At 62.2% G+C, this 18,895-nt stretch carries 18 protein-coding genes, 1 pseudogene and 1 riboswitch; of the genes and pseudogenes, 13 read left to right on the top strand and 6 right to left on the bottom strand.

What is annotated here, in order from left to right:
- Positions 1-50: 50 nt before the first annotated feature.
- The 4 genes from NE547_RS14140 to NE547_RS14125 all read right to left on the bottom strand — a co-directional run bounded on the left by NE547_RS14140 (position 51) and on the right by NE547_RS14125 (position 4,048).
- On the bottom strand, positions 51-770 hold the full coding sequence (locus NE547_RS14140; protein WP_256176222.1) for a hypothetical protein: 720 nt from the start codon (positions 768-770) through the stop codon (positions 51-53).
- Positions 767-2,107 carry a MurT ligase domain-containing protein gene (locus tag NE547_RS14135; protein WP_186908087.1) on the bottom strand — a complete coding sequence of 447 codons (1,341 nt, stop codon included), beginning with the start codon at positions 2,105-2,107 and terminating at the stop codon, positions 767-769. Before NE547_RS14135 ends, NE547_RS14140 begins: the two co-directional genes overlap by 4 nt.
- An 83-nt stretch (positions 2,108-2,190) precedes the next feature.
- Positions 2,191-3,627 (bottom strand): FAD-dependent oxidoreductase, encoded by a 1,437-nt coding sequence (locus tag NE547_RS14130; protein WP_256176221.1) that lies wholly within the window; start codon positions 3,625-3,627, stop codon positions 2,191-2,193.
- Between the two features lie 40 nt (positions 3,628-3,667).
- Positions 3,668-4,048, bottom strand: a complete 381-nt coding sequence (locus tag NE547_RS14125) for a hypothetical protein (RefSeq protein WP_256176220.1) — start codon at positions 4,046-4,048, stop codon at positions 3,668-3,670.
- Positions 4,049-4,168: 120 nt separating this feature from the next.
- Between NE547_RS14125 and NE547_RS14120 the strand changes: the two genes are divergently transcribed.
- From NE547_RS14120 to NE547_RS14075, 10 genes are all read left to right on the top strand, one after another.
- Positions 4,169-4,489, top strand: a complete 321-nt coding sequence (locus NE547_RS14120) for a helix-turn-helix domain-containing protein (protein ID WP_370866852.1) — start codon at positions 4,169-4,171, stop codon at positions 4,487-4,489.
- Positions 4,490-4,729: 240 nt separating this feature from the next.
- On the top strand, positions 4,730-5,737 hold the full coding sequence (locus tag NE547_RS14115; RefSeq protein ID WP_256176232.1) for a hypothetical protein: 1,008 nt from the start codon (positions 4,730-4,732) through the stop codon (positions 5,735-5,737).
- A gap of 2 nt (positions 5,738-5,739) precedes the next feature.
- A complete protein-coding gene (locus NE547_RS14110; RefSeq protein ID WP_256176218.1) occupies positions 5,740-7,227 on the top strand; it encodes a DNA mismatch repair protein MutS in 1,488 nt (495 codons plus the stop codon).
- A gap of 102 nt (positions 7,228-7,329) precedes the next feature.
- Positions 7,330-7,508: riboswitch (Lysine riboswitch) on the top strand.
- 119 nt (positions 7,509-7,627) lie between these two features.
- Positions 7,628-8,449 (top strand): 3-keto-5-aminohexanoate cleavage protein, encoded by an 822-nt coding sequence (locus NE547_RS14105; protein WP_186908082.1) that lies wholly within the window; start codon positions 7,628-7,630, stop codon positions 8,447-8,449.
- Positions 8,450-8,702: 253 nt separating this feature from the next.
- Positions 8,703-9,746, top strand: a complete 1,044-nt coding sequence (locus NE547_RS14100; protein ID WP_186908081.1) for an L-erythro-3,5-diaminohexanoate dehydrogenase — start codon at positions 8,703-8,705, stop codon at positions 9,744-9,746.
- 59 nt (positions 9,747-9,805) lie between these two features.
- Entirely contained in the window at positions 9,806-10,849 is a 1,044-nt protein-coding gene (locus NE547_RS14095) for an L-erythro-3,5-diaminohexanoate dehydrogenase (RefSeq protein ID WP_186908080.1), read from the top strand.
- Between the two features lie 103 nt (positions 10,850-10,952).
- Positions 10,953-12,218 carry a lysine 2,3-aminomutase gene (gene ablA, locus NE547_RS14090; RefSeq protein ID WP_186908079.1) on the top strand — a complete coding sequence of 422 codons (1,266 nt, stop codon included), beginning with the start codon at positions 10,953-10,955 and terminating at the stop codon, positions 12,216-12,218.
- 92 nt (positions 12,219-12,310) lie between these two features.
- Positions 12,311-13,876: a lysine 5,6-aminomutase subunit alpha gene (locus NE547_RS14085; protein WP_186908078.1), complete on the top strand. Its 1,566-nt coding sequence runs from the start codon at positions 12,311-12,313 to the stop codon at positions 13,874-13,876.
- Positions 13,873-14,661 (top strand): OAM dimerization domain-containing protein, encoded by a 789-nt coding sequence (locus NE547_RS14080; RefSeq protein WP_186908077.1) that lies wholly within the window; start codon positions 13,873-13,875, stop codon positions 14,659-14,661. The genes NE547_RS14085 and NE547_RS14080 overlap by 4 nt, the downstream gene beginning before the upstream one ends.
- Positions 14,662-14,805: 144 nt before the next feature.
- Positions 14,806-15,816 carry a uroporphyrinogen decarboxylase family protein gene (locus tag NE547_RS14075; protein WP_256176217.1) on the top strand — a complete coding sequence of 337 codons (1,011 nt, stop codon included), beginning with the start codon at positions 14,806-14,808 and terminating at the stop codon, positions 15,814-15,816.
- A 42-nt stretch (positions 15,817-15,858) separates the two neighbouring features.
- Here NE547_RS14075 and NE547_RS14070 read toward each other — a convergent pair.
- Positions 15,859-17,271 (bottom strand): annotated as a pseudogene (locus tag NE547_RS14070) (sodium-dependent transporter).
- 119 nt (positions 17,272-17,390) lie between these two features.
- Entirely contained in the window at positions 17,391-17,663 is a 273-nt protein-coding gene (locus tag NE547_RS14065; protein ID WP_186908074.1) for a DUF6514 family protein, read from the bottom strand.
- A 266-nt stretch (positions 17,664-17,929) separates the two neighbouring features.
- On the opposite strand from NE547_RS14065, the gene NE547_RS14060 reads away from it, so the two are divergent.
- The 3 genes from NE547_RS14060 to NE547_RS14050 all read left to right on the top strand — a co-directional run.
- A complete protein-coding gene (locus NE547_RS14060) occupies positions 17,930-18,172 on the top strand; it encodes a hypothetical protein (protein WP_186908073.1) in 243 nt (80 codons plus the stop codon).
- A gap of 99 nt (positions 18,173-18,271) precedes the next feature.
- On the top strand, positions 18,272-18,589 hold the full coding sequence (locus tag NE547_RS14055; protein WP_256176216.1) for a helix-turn-helix domain-containing protein: 318 nt from the start codon (positions 18,272-18,274) through the stop codon (positions 18,587-18,589).
- Between the two features lie 49 nt (positions 18,590-18,638).
- On the top strand, positions 18,639-18,895 hold a 257-nt coding region (locus NE547_RS14050; protein WP_256176215.1), incomplete at its 3' end, for a helix-turn-helix domain-containing protein.

Raw genomic sequence — 18,895 nt, 5'->3', positions numbered from 1 at the left:
CGAATGCTCCGGGCGGGACGCGCGGCTGGCCAACAATCGGCAAGCCGGTTCTATTCCGCAGGCTGGTCCTTTCGGCGCGCAAACGCGTCATAGGTCACCTGCCAGGCCTTCTCCTCATAGAGGTACTCTCTCGGCTCCGGCGTCCGCCCCAGCAGGCGGGAAAGCAGCCAGTAGTGGAAGTGGGGATTTTTCACCAGGACGGGCCCGATCAGGTGGGTGCCCAGAAAGTTGTTTTTCCGGAAGCCCTCCCCGCTGTCCCCTTCCCGGTTTCCCCGGCCCATGACCACCTGGAGCAGGGGCTCCACGTCCCCCTCCCAGTCCTCACAGTGGTTGAAAAATCCCACCAGGGGGCGCTCCAGCTCCGGGTGGCGGGCGATGGCGTCGCCGGTATAGCGCGTATCGCGCCGCTCCCGCACGGCAACGTCCAGCAGCCCCAGGCCCTGCCAGACCTGCCCGGCTGCGTCGGTGATCTCCCGGCCCAACAGGGCGGCGGCATTGCCGGTAAAGAGCGCATGCTTCCCGGCGTCCATCGCCTCCCGCAGCGCTCCGGCGCAGGGCCGCAGGTGCTCCAGCGCCGCCTTCTGGCTGCGCTCGGTGCCCGCGCCCATGTAGATCCAATCGTACGCTGCGATCTCCAGCGCCTCCCCCGGCGCTTTCCGGTCCACGCTCACGTCCTCCCCCTGGTCCGCCAGGCGGCGCTCCAGGGCGCAAAGGTTCCCGCTCTCCCCGTAGAGGTTCATCAGGTCGGGGTACAGATAGAGGATTTTCATGCCCGTCCCTCCTGTTCCACCTGCACGCGGGTCAGCAGCTTGTCCTTGTCGGAGAAGCAGGTGATGAAATAGATATAGCCCTCGCCGTGCTCCTTCACCCAGTCCACCGCCGCGCCGATGTCCCCGATCACGCGGACGCGCTCCGGCGGGATGGGGCAGTAGGAGAAGCGGACGGCCAGATCGTTGCTGTACCGTCCGGCCAGGACGATCTGCTTCACCTGAGGGGCGTTCAGGCGCTCGAAGTCGATGTCCCACAGCCAGGAGGTCTCGCTGGTGAAGTATTTGCGGCTGATGGCGTCCACCAGCACCAGCACCGTCACGTCCCGCCCGTCCTGGACGGCCAGGCGGATGGACTGGTCGTAGGAGATGGAGTTTTCGTGTTTGGAGGTCAGCAGCGTGCCCGCCCGCTCGCCCGCCCGGAAGGAGACGATGCGTCCGTTTTGCAGGGCGTAGCCGCTCAGCGCCCGGGCGATCGGCTCCTCCGCCAGCCCAAGCGCCCGGCAGGCGGAGAAGGCCGCCAGGGTGTTGTACATGTGATAGATGCCGGAAACGGCCATGTCCACGCGGTACTTTCCGTTGAGGATCAGATGCTTCTCCTCCAGGCTGGCCTGCGTGACGGCGTCCTCCGGCGTATGCCGGTGGTGCCCGCAGCCGGGGCAGCGGTAGGCGCCGATGTGGTTGTAATGGTAGTATTCATACTCCATGGGATGCTTGCAGTGGGGGCAGTACGCCCCGTCCCGGTAGCGGCCGGAGGGCTGCGTCTCGGAGAAGGGCAGCCGTTCCACCCCGAACCAGGTGACCGGGTTGTCCCGCCCCAGAGCGAAGCAGGACACCAGCGGATCGTCTGCGTTGAGGATGAGCCTGGTCCCGGGGTGGATGCTGTCCTGGAGGATGTCGAAGATCCACTCCGGGTGTCCGTTGCGGGTGAGCTGGTCCCGATAGAGGTTGGTAATGACGTAATGCGTGGGGGTAAAGTGCCGGAAGGTGTGGCGGGCAAAGCGCTCGTCGCTCTCCAGCAGGATCACGTCGCTGCGGCAGGTCCCCCCCAGCGTGCAGTCGGAGAGCAGGAAGGTGGTCACGCCCTCGATCTGGTTGGAGCCCTCCCGGTTGTAGGCCACCTTCCAGCCGTTCTGCCGCAGCACGTGGGCGATCATCTCGACGGTGGAGGTCTTTCCGTTGCTGCCGGTGACGGCGATGACCCGGTCAGGCAGCTTGATCTTTTGCAGGATATCGGGGTCCAGCTTCAGGGCCACGCTGCCGGGCAGGCTGCTGCCCTTGCCCAGCAACTTGCCCGCAAAGCGCAGCAGCTTGCAGGCCAGGATGGCGATGGTTTTCATCTTTCAGGCTCCTTTGGAGCGGAAATCGGGCTCCTTTTGATGCTATCTAAGATACCACATTTTCCCCCCCGTTGCAACGGCCATCATTCCGTCAGATGCGTCTGCGCCGGTCCCTCCAGCAGGCGGCCCCGGTGGTCGAAGCGTGAGCCGTGACAGGGGCATTCCCAGCTTTTTTCATCCGGGTTCCACTCCAGCTGGCAGCCCAGATGGGGGCAGCGGGTGGAGACCAGAAACAGCTCGCCCGTCTCGTCCCGGTAGGCGCCCACCTTTTCCCCGTCCAGCTCCACCACGCCGCCGTGGCCGCTGGGCAGGGCCTCCAGCTCCGCGCGGCCGGAGGTGAAAAGCTGGCGCGAGAGGCCTTTTACCGTCTGCTTGCCGTCCTCCAGCAGGTTGGCCCCGGCGGCGGGCAGCTTGAAGCGCCGGGGCGAGAAAACGGCCCCGTCCGGGTCTTCCCGCCCGGTGATACGGGCGCTGATGAGCATGGCGGCGGCCATGGAGGAGGTCATCCCCCACTTCTGAAACCCGGTGGCCACATACCAATTGGGGACGGAGGGCGCGTACACGCCGATATAGGGCACCCCGTCCAGTGGGATGCAGTCCTGCGCGGACCAATGCGCCGCCTCCCGGCTGTCCGGATAGCAGCGCCGGGCCGCCTGGCGCAGCAGCTCATAGCGTCCTCCGGCGGAGTTCTCCCCCGTCCGGTGGTTGCCGCCGCCCAGCAGCAGGTATTCCCCCGCGTTTCGGAAGGAGAGCCCTTCCGGGTCCACGCCGTAGTACATGCCGTCCAGCTGCGGGGCGTTTTTCAGCGCCAGCACGTAGCTGCGCTCCTGGTGCATCCGCGCGAAATAGTAGCCGGGGGCGTTGACGAAGGGGAAATGGCAGGCGAACACGACGTGCCGCGCCCGCACGGTCCCCCGGTCGGTCTCCACCCGCCCTCCGTCCACCCGCAGCACCAGGGTCTGCTCATATACCGTCACCTGCTCCGCTACCGCCGCCAAAAAGCGCAGGGGATGGAACTGGGCCTGCTCCTCAAAGCGCACCGCACCCTTCACCGGGAAGGGCAGGGCGGTCTGGGCGGTAAACTGCGCGTTCAGGCCCAGGGCCCGGGCGGCGTGGGCTTCCGCGCGCAGCGCGTCCTCGTCCAGCGTGGAGTAGAGATAGGCCGCCCGCTCCTCCAGCGCGCAGTCGATGGCAAGCTCCCGGACGATACGCCGGTACTCCGCAATGGCGCGCTGGTTGACCCGGGCATACTGCCCGGCCTGCTCCGCGCCGAACCGGCGCGTCAGCTTGTCGTAGATCAGCCCGTGCTGACTGGTGATCTTGGCGGTGGTGTTCCGGGTCTGCCCGCTTCCCAGCCGCTGCGCCTCCAGCACCACGGACTCCACCCCCGCCTCCTTCAGCAGCCAGGCGGTGAGCACCCCCGCCATGCCGCCGCCGATCACGGCCGTATCGGTCTCCAGGTCGCCCGGCAGCGGAGGCCGGGGGGCTATTTGGGTCGTTTCGCTCCAAATCGATGGCATTTGCCTCACCTCCGCAACAGCTTTTGCAATCGGAAGGAAATTATTCCCGCAAACGCCAGCGAAATACGCCGCTGCCCACGCATACCGGCTCAAAGGCGCGCAGCCAGGTACACAGGGCGCAGAGCTGCCTGCGCGTCCGGTTGGGCGTGCCGTCCACGTAAAAGGTCATATAGGCCAGCTCTTCCGGGCGGTGGACCCGGGCCTGCCAGAGGGCGCGGGAGACGCTCTGTTTGACCGACGCGGCGGAGACCCGGTATGTGACGCCCAGCCGGATGAACACTTCCCGGTCCGGTTCCCACCCCGCCAGGGCCCACTCCAGCGCGGTTTTGATGTACCGCCACCCCTGATAGCGGCGAGCGATCCCAAGGCAATACAGGATTACTTCCGGCTGTTTTTCCATCCGAATTTCGCCATAATTCATATTATCGCCTCCACAATATCAATTATATATATTTTTAATATATAAATCAATATATTTTGAGTATTATAAATACCGCTCTGTCATGATCCTTTTCATGTAAAATAGCACTGACAGGTGGTGATGCAATTGGAATGGAATATGGAGCAAATTGCACGCCGAATTGCATTTTTACGGAATCAGGCCGGCATTTCTGCCGGTAAAATGAGCGAAGCGCTGCACATGAGCAAATCCTACATCAGCAAGGTAGAGCGGGGCGAAATCCTTCCGCCCTTTCCTGTATTTTTTGCAATCTGTGACTATTTGGGCATCACGCCCCGGGAGTTTTTCGATGATGAAACTCCCTGTCCCCAGCAGCTGCACCGGCTGATGGACGCTTTAAAGGCGTTGGACGCCAAGCAGCTGGATGCGCTCGTCAACCTCGCGGAACAAATGAAACGCTAGAGCCGGCGGCCGGAACGGGCCCCGGCTCTGTTGTTTTCTGGGGCGCCCGGCGGAAACGCGCCCCCCCATTGACAGAATCGTCCAAAGGCTTCTATAATACTCTCTGTTGAATCAACCGCGCTGGGGTCGAACGGCCCTTTGGAACCGTCCGGATCGGATTCGGCCACGGCCGCAATGCGTATTTCCGCCGGCATGGCGCGCCATGCCGGCGAACGGCGCAGGATTTCCTGCGCGATGGAGGTGCATTTTTTGAAAAAGCTCCTGGCCCCCCTGGTGGGGGACGCGTCCCCGGTAACGGTGATCGGGCTGTGCAAGAACGCGGGGAAGACCACCGCCATGCGCCGCCTGATGGCGGAGCTGGAGGAGGAGTGCCTGGGCCTGACCTCGGTGGGCCGGGACGGCGAAGGCACCGACCTGGTGACGGGCACGGAAAAGCCCGACCTGTACATCAAAGCCGGCGACCTGTTCGCCACGGCCCGGGGCATGCTGCCGCTGTGCGACGTGACGGTGGAAGTGGCCTGCCTGACCGACGTGATGACCCCGCTGGGCGAGGTGGGCGTCTTCCGCGCCCTGTCCGACGGGTATATCCAGCTGGCGGGACCCTCCGCCGCCGGGCAGCTGCCGCCACTGTGCGAGGTATTTGCATCCCTGGGGGCGGACCGGGTGCTCATCGACGGGGCCGCCGGGCGCAAGTCGCTGGCCGGGGCCGGGATCGAGGGCGCCGCGCTTTTGTGTACCGGCGCTTCGCTGGACCGGGACATGGACCTTGTGGTGGCCGAGACCGCCCACACCTGCGCCCTGTTTGCCAGCCGCCGCCCGGAGCACCCCGCCCTCTGCGCCGCGCTGGACGCCTGCGCGTCCCGCTTTGCCCTGTTCACGCCCGAGGGCGCGCCGCTGGAGCTGCCTCTGGACGAGGCCGGCGCCCCCCGCTGGAACAAGCTGCCCCGCCGGCGCTGCGTGCTGTGGGCGGCGGGCGGGATCACCGACCCGCTGCTCAAGACCCTGGCCCGCCGGGGCGCGCCCCTGACCCTGGTGGCGGCCGACGCCACCCACGTGCTGGCCGGACGGGCGGCCTGGGATCTGTTCCTCCGCTCCGGCGGCGCCCTGGCGGTGCGGCGGGAGCTGACCATCGCCGCCGTGGCGGCCAATCCCTGGTCGGCCTACGGCTGGCATTTCGATCCCGATCAATTCGTCTCCGCCCTCCGGCGGGTCCTGGACCTGCCGGTGGTGAACGTGAAGGAGGAGTAACCATGGAACTGACTCACGAGCTGCGCGAACATTCCGGCCTGCAATGGGTGCTGGACCGGCTGGTCCCCCTGTCCCCCTTCGGCCGCGCCGCCGCCCGCGCCCCCCGGTGGTACGGCCCCGGGGAGGAAGCCGCCCTGGCCGACGAGCTGGACAATCTGGCCCTCTCCCTCTCGCTCTGGGACGCCAAGCAGCTCCCCGAGCCGGAGGAGCAGCCCTGCTGCTGCGACGCGCCCAAGGCCGTCCGGCCCAAGGAGCCCCCCCTGCGCGGCGTGACCCGCTGCCTGCCCCTGTTCCATGATATCCGCGGCAGCTTCGACCGGGACCCCGGCAACCCTTTTGACCTGGTGGAGCTGTTTGAGATCAAACATTTCCTGGTCACGCTGGAGCAGGTGCAGCAGGCCTACGCGGCCCTGCCCCCCTTTGCCGGGATCGCGTTCCCTCCCATGGACGCGGCCCTCGCCCTGGTGGACCCGGACGGCCGCCGCCTTCCCGCCTTTTCGGTGCTGAGCTCCTACCACCCCGGTCTCGGCCCCCTGCGCGAGCAGAAGGCCAGGCTGGAAAAGACCATCCGCGCCGCCTCGGAGGCGGAAAAGCCCGCCCTTCTGGAGCAGCGGCGGGAGCTGGCCGTGCGGGAGGACCAGCTGGAGCTGCTGGTGCGCCGGGACCTGACCTGCAAACTGATGGAATATAAGGCGGACTTTCTGGCCAACATGGACGCGCTGGGACGTCTGGACCTGATCTTCGCCAAGACCAAGCTGGCCCGGCGGTACGGCTGCCGCCGCCCCGTGTTCTCCCGGGACGGCTCCATCACCCTGCGCGGCCTGCGCCACCCCCAGGTGGCCGAAGACCTGCTTGCCCGCGGGGAAGCCTTTACCCCGCTGGATCTGGAACTGAACAAGGGCTGCACCGTGATCACCGGCGCCAATATGGGCGGCAAGACGGTCTCCCTGCGCTCCGTGGTGCTCTCCCTGCTCCTGTTTCAGTGCGGCTTTTTCGTCTTCGCGGAGGAGGCCCGCCTGCCCCTGTTCCACCATGTGTCCCTCATTCTGGCGGACAGCGGCCCCGGCGCGGGCGGCCTGTCCTCCTTCGGCAAGGAGGTCCACCTGCTGGACCGCCTGCTCCAGCACACCCGGGGCAGCTTCTTCTTTGTGGCGCTGGACGAGTTTGCCCGGGGCACCAACCCTCAGGAGGGGGCCGCCCTGGCCCGCGCCCTGGTGCGCCACCTGGGCACCCTGGACTGCGTGGCCCTGATGACCACCCACTACGACGGCGTGTCCGACGTGGCCACCGCCCACTATCAGGTGGCCGGGCTGGTACGGGAGATCGACGGGGACGAGCATGACGACCCCCGCCGCCGCATCGCCCGCCGGATGGATTACCGCCTGCTGCCCGCCCCTCCGGGAGCGCCCTGCCCCCGGGACGCCCTGCGGGTATGCCGCCTTTTGAAGCTGGACCCGGAGCTGATGGAGCTGTTCCAGGCCGACCTGTAGTTCGTTTTTTCTGTCAATTTTTTCAGCACAAATTTGTACAAAAAAAGTGTTGACAAATACCATGCTTTGGGATATATTGACTTTGTAAACAAGTAAATAACATGCATGGATAGAGGCGCGGAGCACAAGGTAACAGGCACGATGGCAAGGGCGGGCGAGCCCGATGCGGCCTGTGAATGTGTGTGCCGCCGAAGGGGGACGCGTACCGTACAACCCTCCCCCTGAGCCGTGGGCCCAGCGCTTACGGATTGTCATGAGTAACATGAAGCGCTATTTATGATGGACAGAGCCGAAGCACGGTCCTGTTGGTCATAAATAGCGTTTTTTGTTTTTGTGGAGCGCTGTCCCGTCGGTTTTTTTCCAGACGGGTCGGCGCGTACTTTTTTGGAGGAGGTATTTTATGGAAAAGCTCATCATTACAGCGGCCATCTGCGGCGCAGAGGTCACCAAGGAGCAGAATCCTGCCGTCCCCTATACCATCGAAGAGATGGTGCGTGAGGCCAAGAGCGCCTTCGATGCCGGCGCGGCCATCATCCACGTCCACGTCCGCTGGGACGACGGGACCCCCACGCAGGACAAGGAGCGCTTCCGCGTCATTATGGACGCCATCCGGGAAGCCTGCCCCGGCGTCATTCTGATTCCCTCCACCGGCGGTGCCACCGGCATGACCCCGGAGGAGCGCCTGCAGCCCACCGAGCTCTTCCCCGAGATGGCTACCCTGGACTGCGGCACCTGCAACTTCGGCGACGATATCTTTGTCAACGACATGCCCACCATGCGCGCGTTCGGCAAGCGGATGCTGGAAAACAACATCAAGCCCGAATACGAGTGCTTTGAGATCGGCCATCTGGACACCATCCTGACCATGGCCAAGAAGGGGCAGGTCCCCGGCGCGCCCATGCAGTTCAACTTCGTGCTGGGCGTTCCCGGCTGCACCCCCGCCACGCCGGGCCACCTGGATTATCTGGTCAAGATGATCCCCGCCGGCTCCACCTGGACCGCCACCGGCATCGGCCGCAACGCCTTTACGCTGGCCGCCGCCGCGATCGCCATGGGCGGCAACGTCCGGGTCGGCTTTGAGGACAACCTGAACCTTTCCCGCGGCGTTCCCGCCAAGAGCAACGGCCAGCTGGTGGAAAAGGTCGTGCGCCTGGCCAGGGAACTGGGCCGCGAGATCGCCACCCCCGACGAGGCCCGCGCGATCCTGTCGCTGAACAAGTAATCCACGGGAATTTCCCAACCGCACCCACAAAACACTCCCCAACCTGGAATCCCTTATTTCCCAAACTGGAACCCCAATCTCCCCAACCGAAAACCCGATTTCCCAAGCTGGAAACCCGATCTCCCCAACCAGGCAAAAACTCCCCAACCAAACGCAGCGCACAGACCCAATCTCCCCAACCAACGCACAGACCCAATTCTCCCCAACCCGAACTATCCCACAGACCGAACAATTGAAGCAGGAGGAATTTACTATGCAGAAAAAAGGCAACAAGTACGGCACCCACCGCGTCATTGAGCCCAAGGGCGTTCTGACCCAGGCGGCTTACAAAATCGACAACAACATGGACGAGATCTACTCCAATGAGATCCTGTGCAATGTGACCGCCCTGAACATCGACTCCGCCTCCTTCACTCAGATCTCCGACGCCTGCGGCGGGGACGAGCAGAAGATCGGCGAAATGATCATGGGCATCGTATCCGAGCGCGGCAAGCAGCAGAATCCCGTCACCGGTTCCGGCGGCATGTTCATGGGCAACGTGGCCAAGATCGGCGACGATCTGAAGGGCAAAATCGATCTGAAGGAGGGGGACAAGGTCGTCTCCCTGGTCTCCCTCTCCCTGACCCCCCTGAAGATCAACAAGATCAAGGCCATCCACAAGGAGATCGACCGTGTGGACGTGGACGCTCAGGCCATTCTGTTCGAGAGCGGCATCTACGCCAAGATGCCCGACGATATGAGCGAGCCTCTGGCCCTGGCCGCCCTGGACGTGGCCGGCGCTCCCGCGCAGGCCCGCAAGCTGCCCAAGGAGGGCGACGATGTGCTGATCCTGGGCGCCAACGGCAAGTCCGGCGTTCTGTGCGCTTACGAGGCGCTCAAGAAGGTCGGCCCCAACGGCAAGGTCGTCGGCGTTGTCCGCAATCCCAAGCAGGTCCAGGGTCTGATCGACCTGGGCGTCTACACCGACGTGATCGTGGCCGACTGCACCAAGCCCGTCGAGGTCATGGAGGCCGCTCTGGCCATCACCGGCGGCAAGGAGTACGATATCTCCATCTGCTGCGTGAACATTGAGAACTGCGAAATGGCCGCCATCCTGCCTGTCCGCGACGACGGTCTGGTCTACTTCTTCTCCATGGCCACCTCCTTCACCAAGGCCGCTCTGGGCGCCGAGGGCATCGGCAAGGACGTGACCATGATCGTGGGCAACGGCTACACCAAGAACCACGCCGAGATCACCCTGAACGTGCTGCGGGAGAATGCCAAGATCCGCAAGCTGTTCGAGGAGAAGTACATCTAATCAACAAGATACGGGGGAGCGGGCCGCGGCCCGCTCCCTTCCAAGCGGGAGGTGGACCCATGCAGAAAAAAGGCAATCGGTACGGCTCTCACCGGGTCATCGAGCCCAAGGGCGTCCTGACCCAGGCGGCCTACCGTATCGATAACAATATGGACGAGATCTACTCCAACGAGATCCTGGTGAACGTCTCCGCCCTGAACATCGACTCGGCTTCCTTTACCCAGATCGCCAACGAGGCCGGACACGACGATGAGAAAATCGGAGCCAAGATCCTGGAGATCGTGGCGGAGCGCGGCAAGCAGCAAAACCCCGTTACCGGCTCCGGCGGCATGTTTATGGGTACGGTCGCCCAGCTGGGCGACGATCTGAAGGGGAAGATCGACCTGAAGGAGGGCGACCGCATCGCCTCTCTGGTCTCCCTGTCCATGACCCCCCTGAAGATTAACAAGATCCTCGCGATCCACCAGGATATTGACCGGGTGGAGGTGGATGCCCAGGCCATCCTGTTCGAGTCCGGCCTGTACGCCAAGCTTCCCGACGACATGAGCGAGGAACTGGCTCTGGCCGCCCTGGACGTGGCCGGCGCCCCCGCCCAGACCCGCAAGCTGGTCAACCGGGGCGACAGCGTTCTCATCCTGGGCGGCGCGGGCAAGAGCGGCATGCTCTGCTGCTATGAGGCCATGAAGCGCTGCGGCGCTACCGGCCGCGTAGTCGCGCTGGTCATCAGCAACGAGGACGCACGCCTGCTCAAACGTCTGCGCCTGTGCCATGAGGCCATCGTGGTCAGCGCCACCGAGCCGGTGGCGGTACTGGAAGCCGCGCTGGAGGCCAACGGCGGGCAGGAATACGACGTGTCCATCTGCGTGGTCAACGTGAAGAACTGCGAGATGAGCTGCATCCTCCCCGTGCGGGACGGCGGCACCGTCTACTTCTTCTCCATGGCCACGTCCTTCACCAAGGCCGCTCTGGGCGCCGAGGGCGTAGGCAAAGACGTGACCATGATCGTGGGCAACGGCTACACCAAGGGCCACGCGGAGATCACCCTGAGCGAACTGCGTGAGAACGAGAAGCTGCGCTCCTATTTCCAGGCCAAATACGTCTGAGGGGGCGCGATCCCCCGCCCGCCGCAAAACGGCGGAACCTCTGTAAGGCGCCGGGGACCCGGCCCCGGTCCATCAAAATTATGTAGAAGGCGGTGCTCTTATTATGATCGAATCCCGTCGCCATATCCTGTTCCCCAACGTTTCTGATGAAGAGTGGAACGACTGGCACTGGCAAGTCAAAAACCGTATCGAGACCCTGGAGGACCTGAAGAAGTACGTGGAGCTCACCCCCGAAGAGGAAGAGGGCGTCAAGGCCTGCCTGGGCACCCTGCGCATGGCCATCACCCCCTACTATCTGTCTCTGATCCAGCCCGGTGATCCCCGCGATCCCGTCCGGCTGCAGGCCATTCCTACCGCCAAGGAGCTGCACCAGGCCGACTCCGACCTGCTGGACCCCCTGCACGAGGATGAGGACTCCCCGGCGCCCGGTCTGACCCACCGTTATCCGGACCGCTGCCTGCTGCTGATCACCGACCAGTGCTCCATGTACTGCCGTCACTGCACCCGCCGCCGCTTCGCCGGCCAGCATGACGCGGGCATGCCCGTGGATCAGGTGGATCAGGCCATCGAGTACATCCGCAACACCCCTGTCATCCGGGACGTTCTGCTCTCCGGCGGCGATGCGCTGCTCTGCTCTGACGAGCGCCTGGAGTACATCATCGCCAAGCTGCGCGAGATCCCCCACGTGGAGATCGTCCGCATCGGCTCCCGTACCCCGGTGGTCCTGCCCCAGCGCATCACGCCCGAGCTGTGCAACATGCTGAAGAAGTATCACCCCATCTGGCTGAACACACACTTCAACCACCCCAACGAGATCACCCCCGAGGCCGCCAAGGCCTGCGCCATGCTGGCCGATGCCGGCATCCCCCTGGGCAACCAGAGCGTGCTGCTGGCCGGCATCAACGACTGCGTGCACGTGATGAAGAAGCTGGTCAACGAGCTGGTCAAGATCCGTGTGCGTCCCTACTACATCTACCAGTGCGACCTGTCCATGGGTCTGGAGCACTTCCGCACCCCCGTCAGCAAGGGCATTGAGATCATCGAGGCTCTGCGCGGCCATACCTCCGGCTTCTGTGTGCCCACCTTCGTGGTGGACGCCCCCGGCGGCGGCGGCAAGACCCCGGTCATGCCGCAGTACGTCATCTCCCAGACGCCGCACAAGGTCATCCTGCGCAACTACGAGGGCGTCATCACCACCTACACCGAGCCCGAGCATTACGAGGAGACCTGCCAGTGCGAGTACTGCAAGGCCGAGCGCGAGGGCAAACGCAAGGTGGAGCTGATGGGTGTGGCCGGTCTGGAGCGCGGCCAGGCTCTGTCCATGGAGCCGGCCAATCTGGAGCGTCATAAGCGCTCCCACCACGAATAAGTACCTCCTCTCTCCTCCTGCGGGCGGGCCGCTGCTGCGGCGGCGGTCCGCTCCCCCCTTTTGACTGACACACAGAATGGAAGTGAGTGCATTTGGAATCCAAGCTGAATCTTGATTTTGATCTGGTGGCGCAGGCCCGCCAGCACGCCTCCCGGGTAGCGGACGATACCCAGCGTTTTATCGACGGCTATACTACGGTGGCCGTGGAGCGTACCATTTGCCGCCTGTTGGGCATCGACGGAGTGGACGAATCCGACGTTCCCCTGCCCAACGTGGTGGTGGAGCACCTGATGGACAAGGGTGCTCTGGCCCAGGGCGCGGCCTTCTGGCTGGGCAACGCCATGCTGGAGACCGGCAAGGACCCCCAGGCGATCGCCGAGGACATCGCCGGGGGCAAGCTGGATCTGACCGCTCTGAGCGCTCATGACGAGGCCGCCATCCACGACGTGATCGCCCCCATCGTTACGGATGCTCTGGCGCGCATCAAGGCCCGCCGTCAGCGCCGTGAGGACTTCATTGCCGCCCACGGAGGCGAAAAGCAGGGCCCGTGGATCTATCTGATCGTGGCCACCGGCAACATCTATGAGGATATTACGCAGGCGACCGCCGCCGCCCGCCAGGGCGCCGACGTCATCGCCGTCATCCGTACCACCGGCCAGTCCCTGCTGGACTACGTGCCCTACGGCGCCACCACCGAGGGCTTCGGCGGCACCTACGCCACCCAGGAGAACTTCCGCCTGATGCGCGAGGCCCTGGACAAGGTCGGCGAGGAGATGGGCCGCTACATCCGCCTGTGCAACTACTGCTCCGGCCTGTGCATGCCCGAGATCGCCGCCATGGGCGCCTTCGAAGGGCTGGACGTGATGCTCAACGACGCGTTGTACGGCATCCTCTTCCGCGACATCAACATGCAGCGCACCCTGGTGGACCAGAACTTCTCCCGCGCCATCAACGCCTACGCGGGCGTGGTCATCAACACCGGCGAGGACAACTACCTGACCACCGCCGACGCGGTGGAGGAGGCCCACACCGTTCTGGCTTCCCAGTTCCTCAACGAGCAGTTCGCCCTGCGGGCGGGCCTGCCGGAGGAGCAGATGGGTCTGGGTCATGCCTTTGAGATCGATCCCGATGTGGAGAACGGCTTCCTTTACGAGCTGGCTCAGGCGGAAATGGCCCGCGAGATCTTCCCCAACGCTCCGCTGAAGTACATGCCTCCCACGAAGTTCATGACCGGCAACATTTTCCGCGGCCATGTGCAGGACGCTCTGTTCAACATGGTCACCATCCTCACTGGCCAGAAGATCCATCTGTTGGGCATGATGACCGAGGCCATCCACACCCCCTTCCTGTCCGACCGCTTCCTGGCCATCCAGAATGCTCAGTACATTTTCCGCACCATGCAGGACTTGGGCAATGAGCTGGTCTTCAAGGACGGCGGCATCATGCAGAACCGCGCCAATGAAGTGCTGCACAAGGCTACCGACCTGCTGGCCCAGATCGAGCAGCTGGGTATCTTCGAGACCCTGGAGCGGGGCATCTTTGCCGACATCAAGCGCCCCCGCGACGGCGGCAAGGGCTTGGACGGCGTCGTGAGCAAGGCGCCGGGGTACTTCAACCCCTTCCTTGCGCCCATGATGAAAGGGGGTGCCGGCAAATGAGTTCCGGACTGTATCAAATCCGCGACAAGGACCTGGACACCACTCTGGACCTGACCCGGCTGAAACCCTACGGCGACACCATGAACGACGGCAAGGTGCAGACCTCCTTCACCCTGCCCGTTAAGGATGACGACAAGGGCGCGGCCGCCGCCGTGCTTGTCGCCCAGAAGATGGGCCTGGCCGACCCCAACGTGGCGCTGCGGCAGAAACTGGACGAGAACTTTACCTTCTACGTGGTCTACGGCTCCCTGACGCATACCATCAACTACAATGAGATCGTGGTCCAGACCGTTACCGACGAGGTCATGGACATGCATGAGACCGACAACTTCCTCAAAGAGCGGCTGGGCCGCAAAATGGTGGTCATCGGCGCCTCCACCGGCACCGACGCCCACACCGTGGGCATTGACGCCATCATGAACCGCAAGGGCTTTGCCGGGCACTACGGCCTGGAGCGCTACGAGATGATCGAAGCCTACAACCTGGGCAGCCAGATCCCCAACGAGGACTTCCTCCGTAAGGCCGCCGAGGTCAACGCCGATGTGCTGCTGGTCTCCCAGACGGTTACGCAAAAGGACGTGCACATCCAGAACCTGACCGAGCTCATCGAGCTGGCGGAGGCCGAGGGCGTGCGCGAGAAGTACATCTTCTGCTGCGGCGGCGCCCGTATTACCCACGCTCTGGCAAAAGAGCTGGGCTATGATGCCGGCTTCGGCGCGGGCACCTACGCCGACGACGTGGCCACCTTCTGCTCCAAGGAACTGGTCCGCCGCCTGGATAAATAGAGACCCACCTTTAAAAACGTGCGCTTCCTTTGGAAGCGCACGTTTTTTGCAAAGATGTTCCAAAAGACATGGCAAATTACCATACACAGCGGCCCCTCCTGTGGTAACCTGATCGTATCATACGATACAGTCAGGAGGCCGATCATGAAACGCAACATGTATGAATGGGTGGACTCGCTCAAGACGACCGCCCCCAAAAAGACGACTCCCGTGCTCTCCTTTCCCGCCGTGCAGCTCATGGGCGTCACCGTACGGGACCTGATCTCCAGCAGTGCGCTCCAGGCCCGCGGCATGGAGCTGGTGGCCCAGCGGGTCCCCTCCGGCGCCTCCGTGAGTCTGATGGATCTGTCGGTGGAGGCCGAATGCTTCGGCTCCCAGATCCGCTTCACGGACGACGAGGTGCCCACCGTAGTGGGGAGCATCCTCTCCGATGAGGCGGCGGCGGAAGCTCTGACCATCCCGCCCATCGGCGCGGGCCGCACCCGTATCTACATCGAGGCCATTGAGAAGGCCTGTACGCGCATCACCGACCGTCCCGTCCTGGCCGGAGTCATCGGCCCCTTTTCCCTGGCGGGCCGCCTGCTGGATGTGACCGAGGCTATGGTCTACTGCTACTCTGAGCCGGATATGGTCCACACCGTTCTGGAAAAGGCCACCTCCTTTCTGATCGACTATATCAAGGCCTACAAGGCCGTGGGCGCTCACGGCGTGGTCATTGCCGAGCCCTTGGCCGGCCTGCTCTCTCCCGCTCTGGCGCAGGCGTTCTCAGCGGATTACTGCAAGCGCATCGTGGATGCGGTGCAGGACGAGCATTTCATCGTGGTTTACCACAACTGCGGCAACACCACCATCCTCACCATCGATTCCATTCTTTCCGTAGGCGCCAAGATCCTCCACTTCGGCAACGCGATCGACATGGCTGAAATGATGCCCCACATCCCCTCCGACATCGTGGCCATGGGCAATGTGGACCCTGCGGGCGAGTTCCGCAACGGTACGCCGCAATCCATCCGTACCGCCACGCTGGCCGTTATGGAAAAATGCTGCAAATACCCCAACTTCGTCATCTCCTCCGGCTGCGATATCCCCCCCATGTCCAAGTGGGAGAATATTGACGCCTATTTTGCCGCCGTGGCGGAGTTCTACGCCCAATAAAACAGCTGGGCGCGGTCCGAAAGGACTGCGCCCAGCTGCAGTTCAATTCCCAAACAGCGCCAGAATGGCGGGCTTGAACTTTTCCCAATACCCCATAACGAAGATGATCAGTACAATAAAAGGCAGGACCCAGGTCATGTAAAAATGTACCCGGCTCGGGAATCGGATCCCTTTCCCGGTATCGCACTCCGCCAGGAAATTCTCCCAGCCCCAGCCCTTCCGGGACACGCAGAAGAGCAGATACACCAGCGAGCCCAGCGGCAGCAGGTTGTTGGACAAAATGAAATCCTCCAGATCCAGCACACTGGACCCCGCGCCGAACGGCTGAAAGCCGGACCACAGATTAAAGCCCAGCAGGCAGGGCAGCGAGAGCAGGAAGATCGCTACAAGGTTCACTAAAACCGCTTTTCTTCGGCTCCATCCGTATTTATCCATCGGAAACGTTATGATATTTTGGAACACGGCGATGACTGTGGACAGTGCCGCAAAGGACATAAACACAAAAAACAGCGCGCCCCACAGACGTCCGCCGGGCATGGAGTTGAACACATTGGGCAGGGTGATGAAAATCAGATTCGGACCCGCATCCGGCGTCACGCCAAAGGCAAACGCCGAAGGAAAAATGACCAAGCCCACCACAAAGGCCACAAACGTATCCAAGATGCCCACATTGATGGCCTCGCCGAACAGGCGCTGCTCCTTACCGATATAGCTTCCAAAAATGGCCATCGCCCCGATCCCCAGGGAAAGGGTAAAAAAGGCCTGTCCCATGGCGGCAAAGATGGCCTCTCCCAGTCGGAGGCTGCCGTCGGAGGCGTACATCAGGTGCCGGAAGTCGGGTTTGAGGTAGAACTCCAATCCTGCCGCCGCGCCGGGCAGCGTCACGGCGCGGACCACCAGCACGACCAGAATGACCAGCAGGCAGACCATCATAACTTTCGTGATCTTTTCCACACCGTTCTGCAGCCCAAGGGCACACACACCCATGCCCAGCAGCACCACGATCCCCATAAAGGCCAGCATTACGCTCGGCTGACCCATCAAAGTCCCAAACTGCTCCGCCACACCGGCCGTATCCAGCCCCACAAAGTCCCCCCGGGCCATCTTGACAAAATAGAGGATCATCCAGCCGGCCACGGTGGTATAGAACATCATCAGCATATAATTGCCCGCCATACCAAACTAACTGTACCAGTGCCATTTGCTCCCCTTAGGTTCCAGCACATGAAAGGACCCGGCGATGCTCCTCCGGCTGGCACGGCCCACTGCAAACTCCATAGCCATGATGGGCAGCCCCATGATCACCAGAAACACCAGATAGATCAGCACAAACGCTGCGCCCCCGTACTGCCCCACAATATAGGGAAAGCGCCACACATTCCCCAATCCGATGGCGCATCCGGCAGAAATCAGCACAAAGCCCAGCCGGGATGCAAACGTCTCTCTCTCGTTCAAGCATACCCCTCCTTGGATTGTTTGCAAGACACACTGCATCCAGCATAGCCGATTTTTCCCTTCCTGTCAACACAAAGGACCGTGCGGCTCAGCCGCACGGTCCTTTGTGTCCTCTCGTTTCAAAGCCAGTCGTCCACGACATCCCGCAGGGTGGCCGGTGTGACGGTATTGCGCCGGAGCAGCTCCATCAATGCGTCGATCCGAGTCACACTGACGGTGATGTGGGGGACGCAGGCCGTCTCCCCTTCTTCCCCCACCACCTTGACGCCGTAGCTTTCACAGGCGAAGCCGTCGCCCAATTCCATTTGGTCCACCAGGATATAATACGCGAAGGTATGGTTTGCTCCCGCCTCATCCTCCGTACGGCAGGTATCGACAAGCAGTTCCCTCATTTTGTGTACCTCCTCCCAGCGCTTCGGTTCGTAACTACATTATATAGTAATTTCCAGAATTTGCAAATTGAATTCTATCGCATTCTTCGACACAATGGTCTTCATAATTTCTCAAATTTTGTTTTCTGTAAACCCATCTTTCAGATCTTGAAGTTTTTGGTCGAATCCAGTCGCTAACATTTTGATTTTTTGCCTATAATTTTGTATTGTTTTGTTTCTCTTCGCCTGCTATCATAGGCGCATACTGTAACACGAAGGAGGGTACGATGCGCTTTTTCCAACGGCTGGCCTCCATGCACCCGATCCCCCGCTATGTACTCACCCGCTGCGTGCTGCTGACCTGTGCGCTGCTCGCTTCCGCTCTGGTGCTTTTGGTATGGGCCGGCGGCTATACATATGAGACCGTATTGCTCTACGACTACGCAGAGCATTTGCAAACGATGGCTCTGATCGTGCTGGGTACCGGTCTGATCGGGGCAGTGCTTTTAGAGGACGTGCTGATCCGATAGTCTGAGGACATAAAACGGCGGCGCGCCCAAAAGTGATATGCTCCCTATAAAGTAGACAGCGGAAGAAACAAAGCTGTCGAAACGGAGGGAACAATTATCATGAGTTTAAAAAGCAACATACCGCCGGAACTAAAGATTCAGGCCGTGGAAGACTACCTGGCAATCCGTAAGGGTTCCACACAGATTCGGGAAGAGTTAGGCATACGATTGAGCACCTTCCAGGCATGGCTGCGGAAATATCAGACGGAGGGGCCTGCGGGTCTGCATCCGAAAAAGGGATTTACCAGTTACCCGTCGTCGCTCAAGCTGGTGGCCGTGGAGGACTATTTTAAGCGGAGAAGGGTCGCTGGACGCCATGTGCCGAAAATACGGGATTTCCTCCCATGCGGTTTTGCAGCAATGGATTACGTTGTATAATCAAGGCCATAGGGACTTCAAAACGCGCAGAGCGCAGGAGGAAAGCGGTATGGCCGAAAAGAAGAAATTATCGTACGAAGAAAAATTGCAGGCAGTGTTATATTGCATCGGGCACCGGTTGGATTACCGGCAGGCCAGCGAGCAGTACAAAATCACCTACCAGCAGATCTATAACTGGGTCAAAAAATATCAGGAGCAGGGAGAAGCCGGGTTGCTTGACCGCCGGGGGAAACGCCGCTCTCCTGCCGAATACAACGAGGAGGAAAAAGCTGCGGCAAAGCTGCGGAAGCTGGAAGCGGAAAACAG

It is taken from the genome of Flavonifractor sp. DFI.6.63 (genome assembly GCF_024462255.1).
Taxonomy (GTDB): domain Bacteria; phylum Bacillota; class Clostridia; order Oscillospirales; family Oscillospiraceae; genus Lawsonibacter_A; species Lawsonibacter_A hominis.
This window is presented reverse-complemented; position numbering and strand designations above follow the sequence as displayed.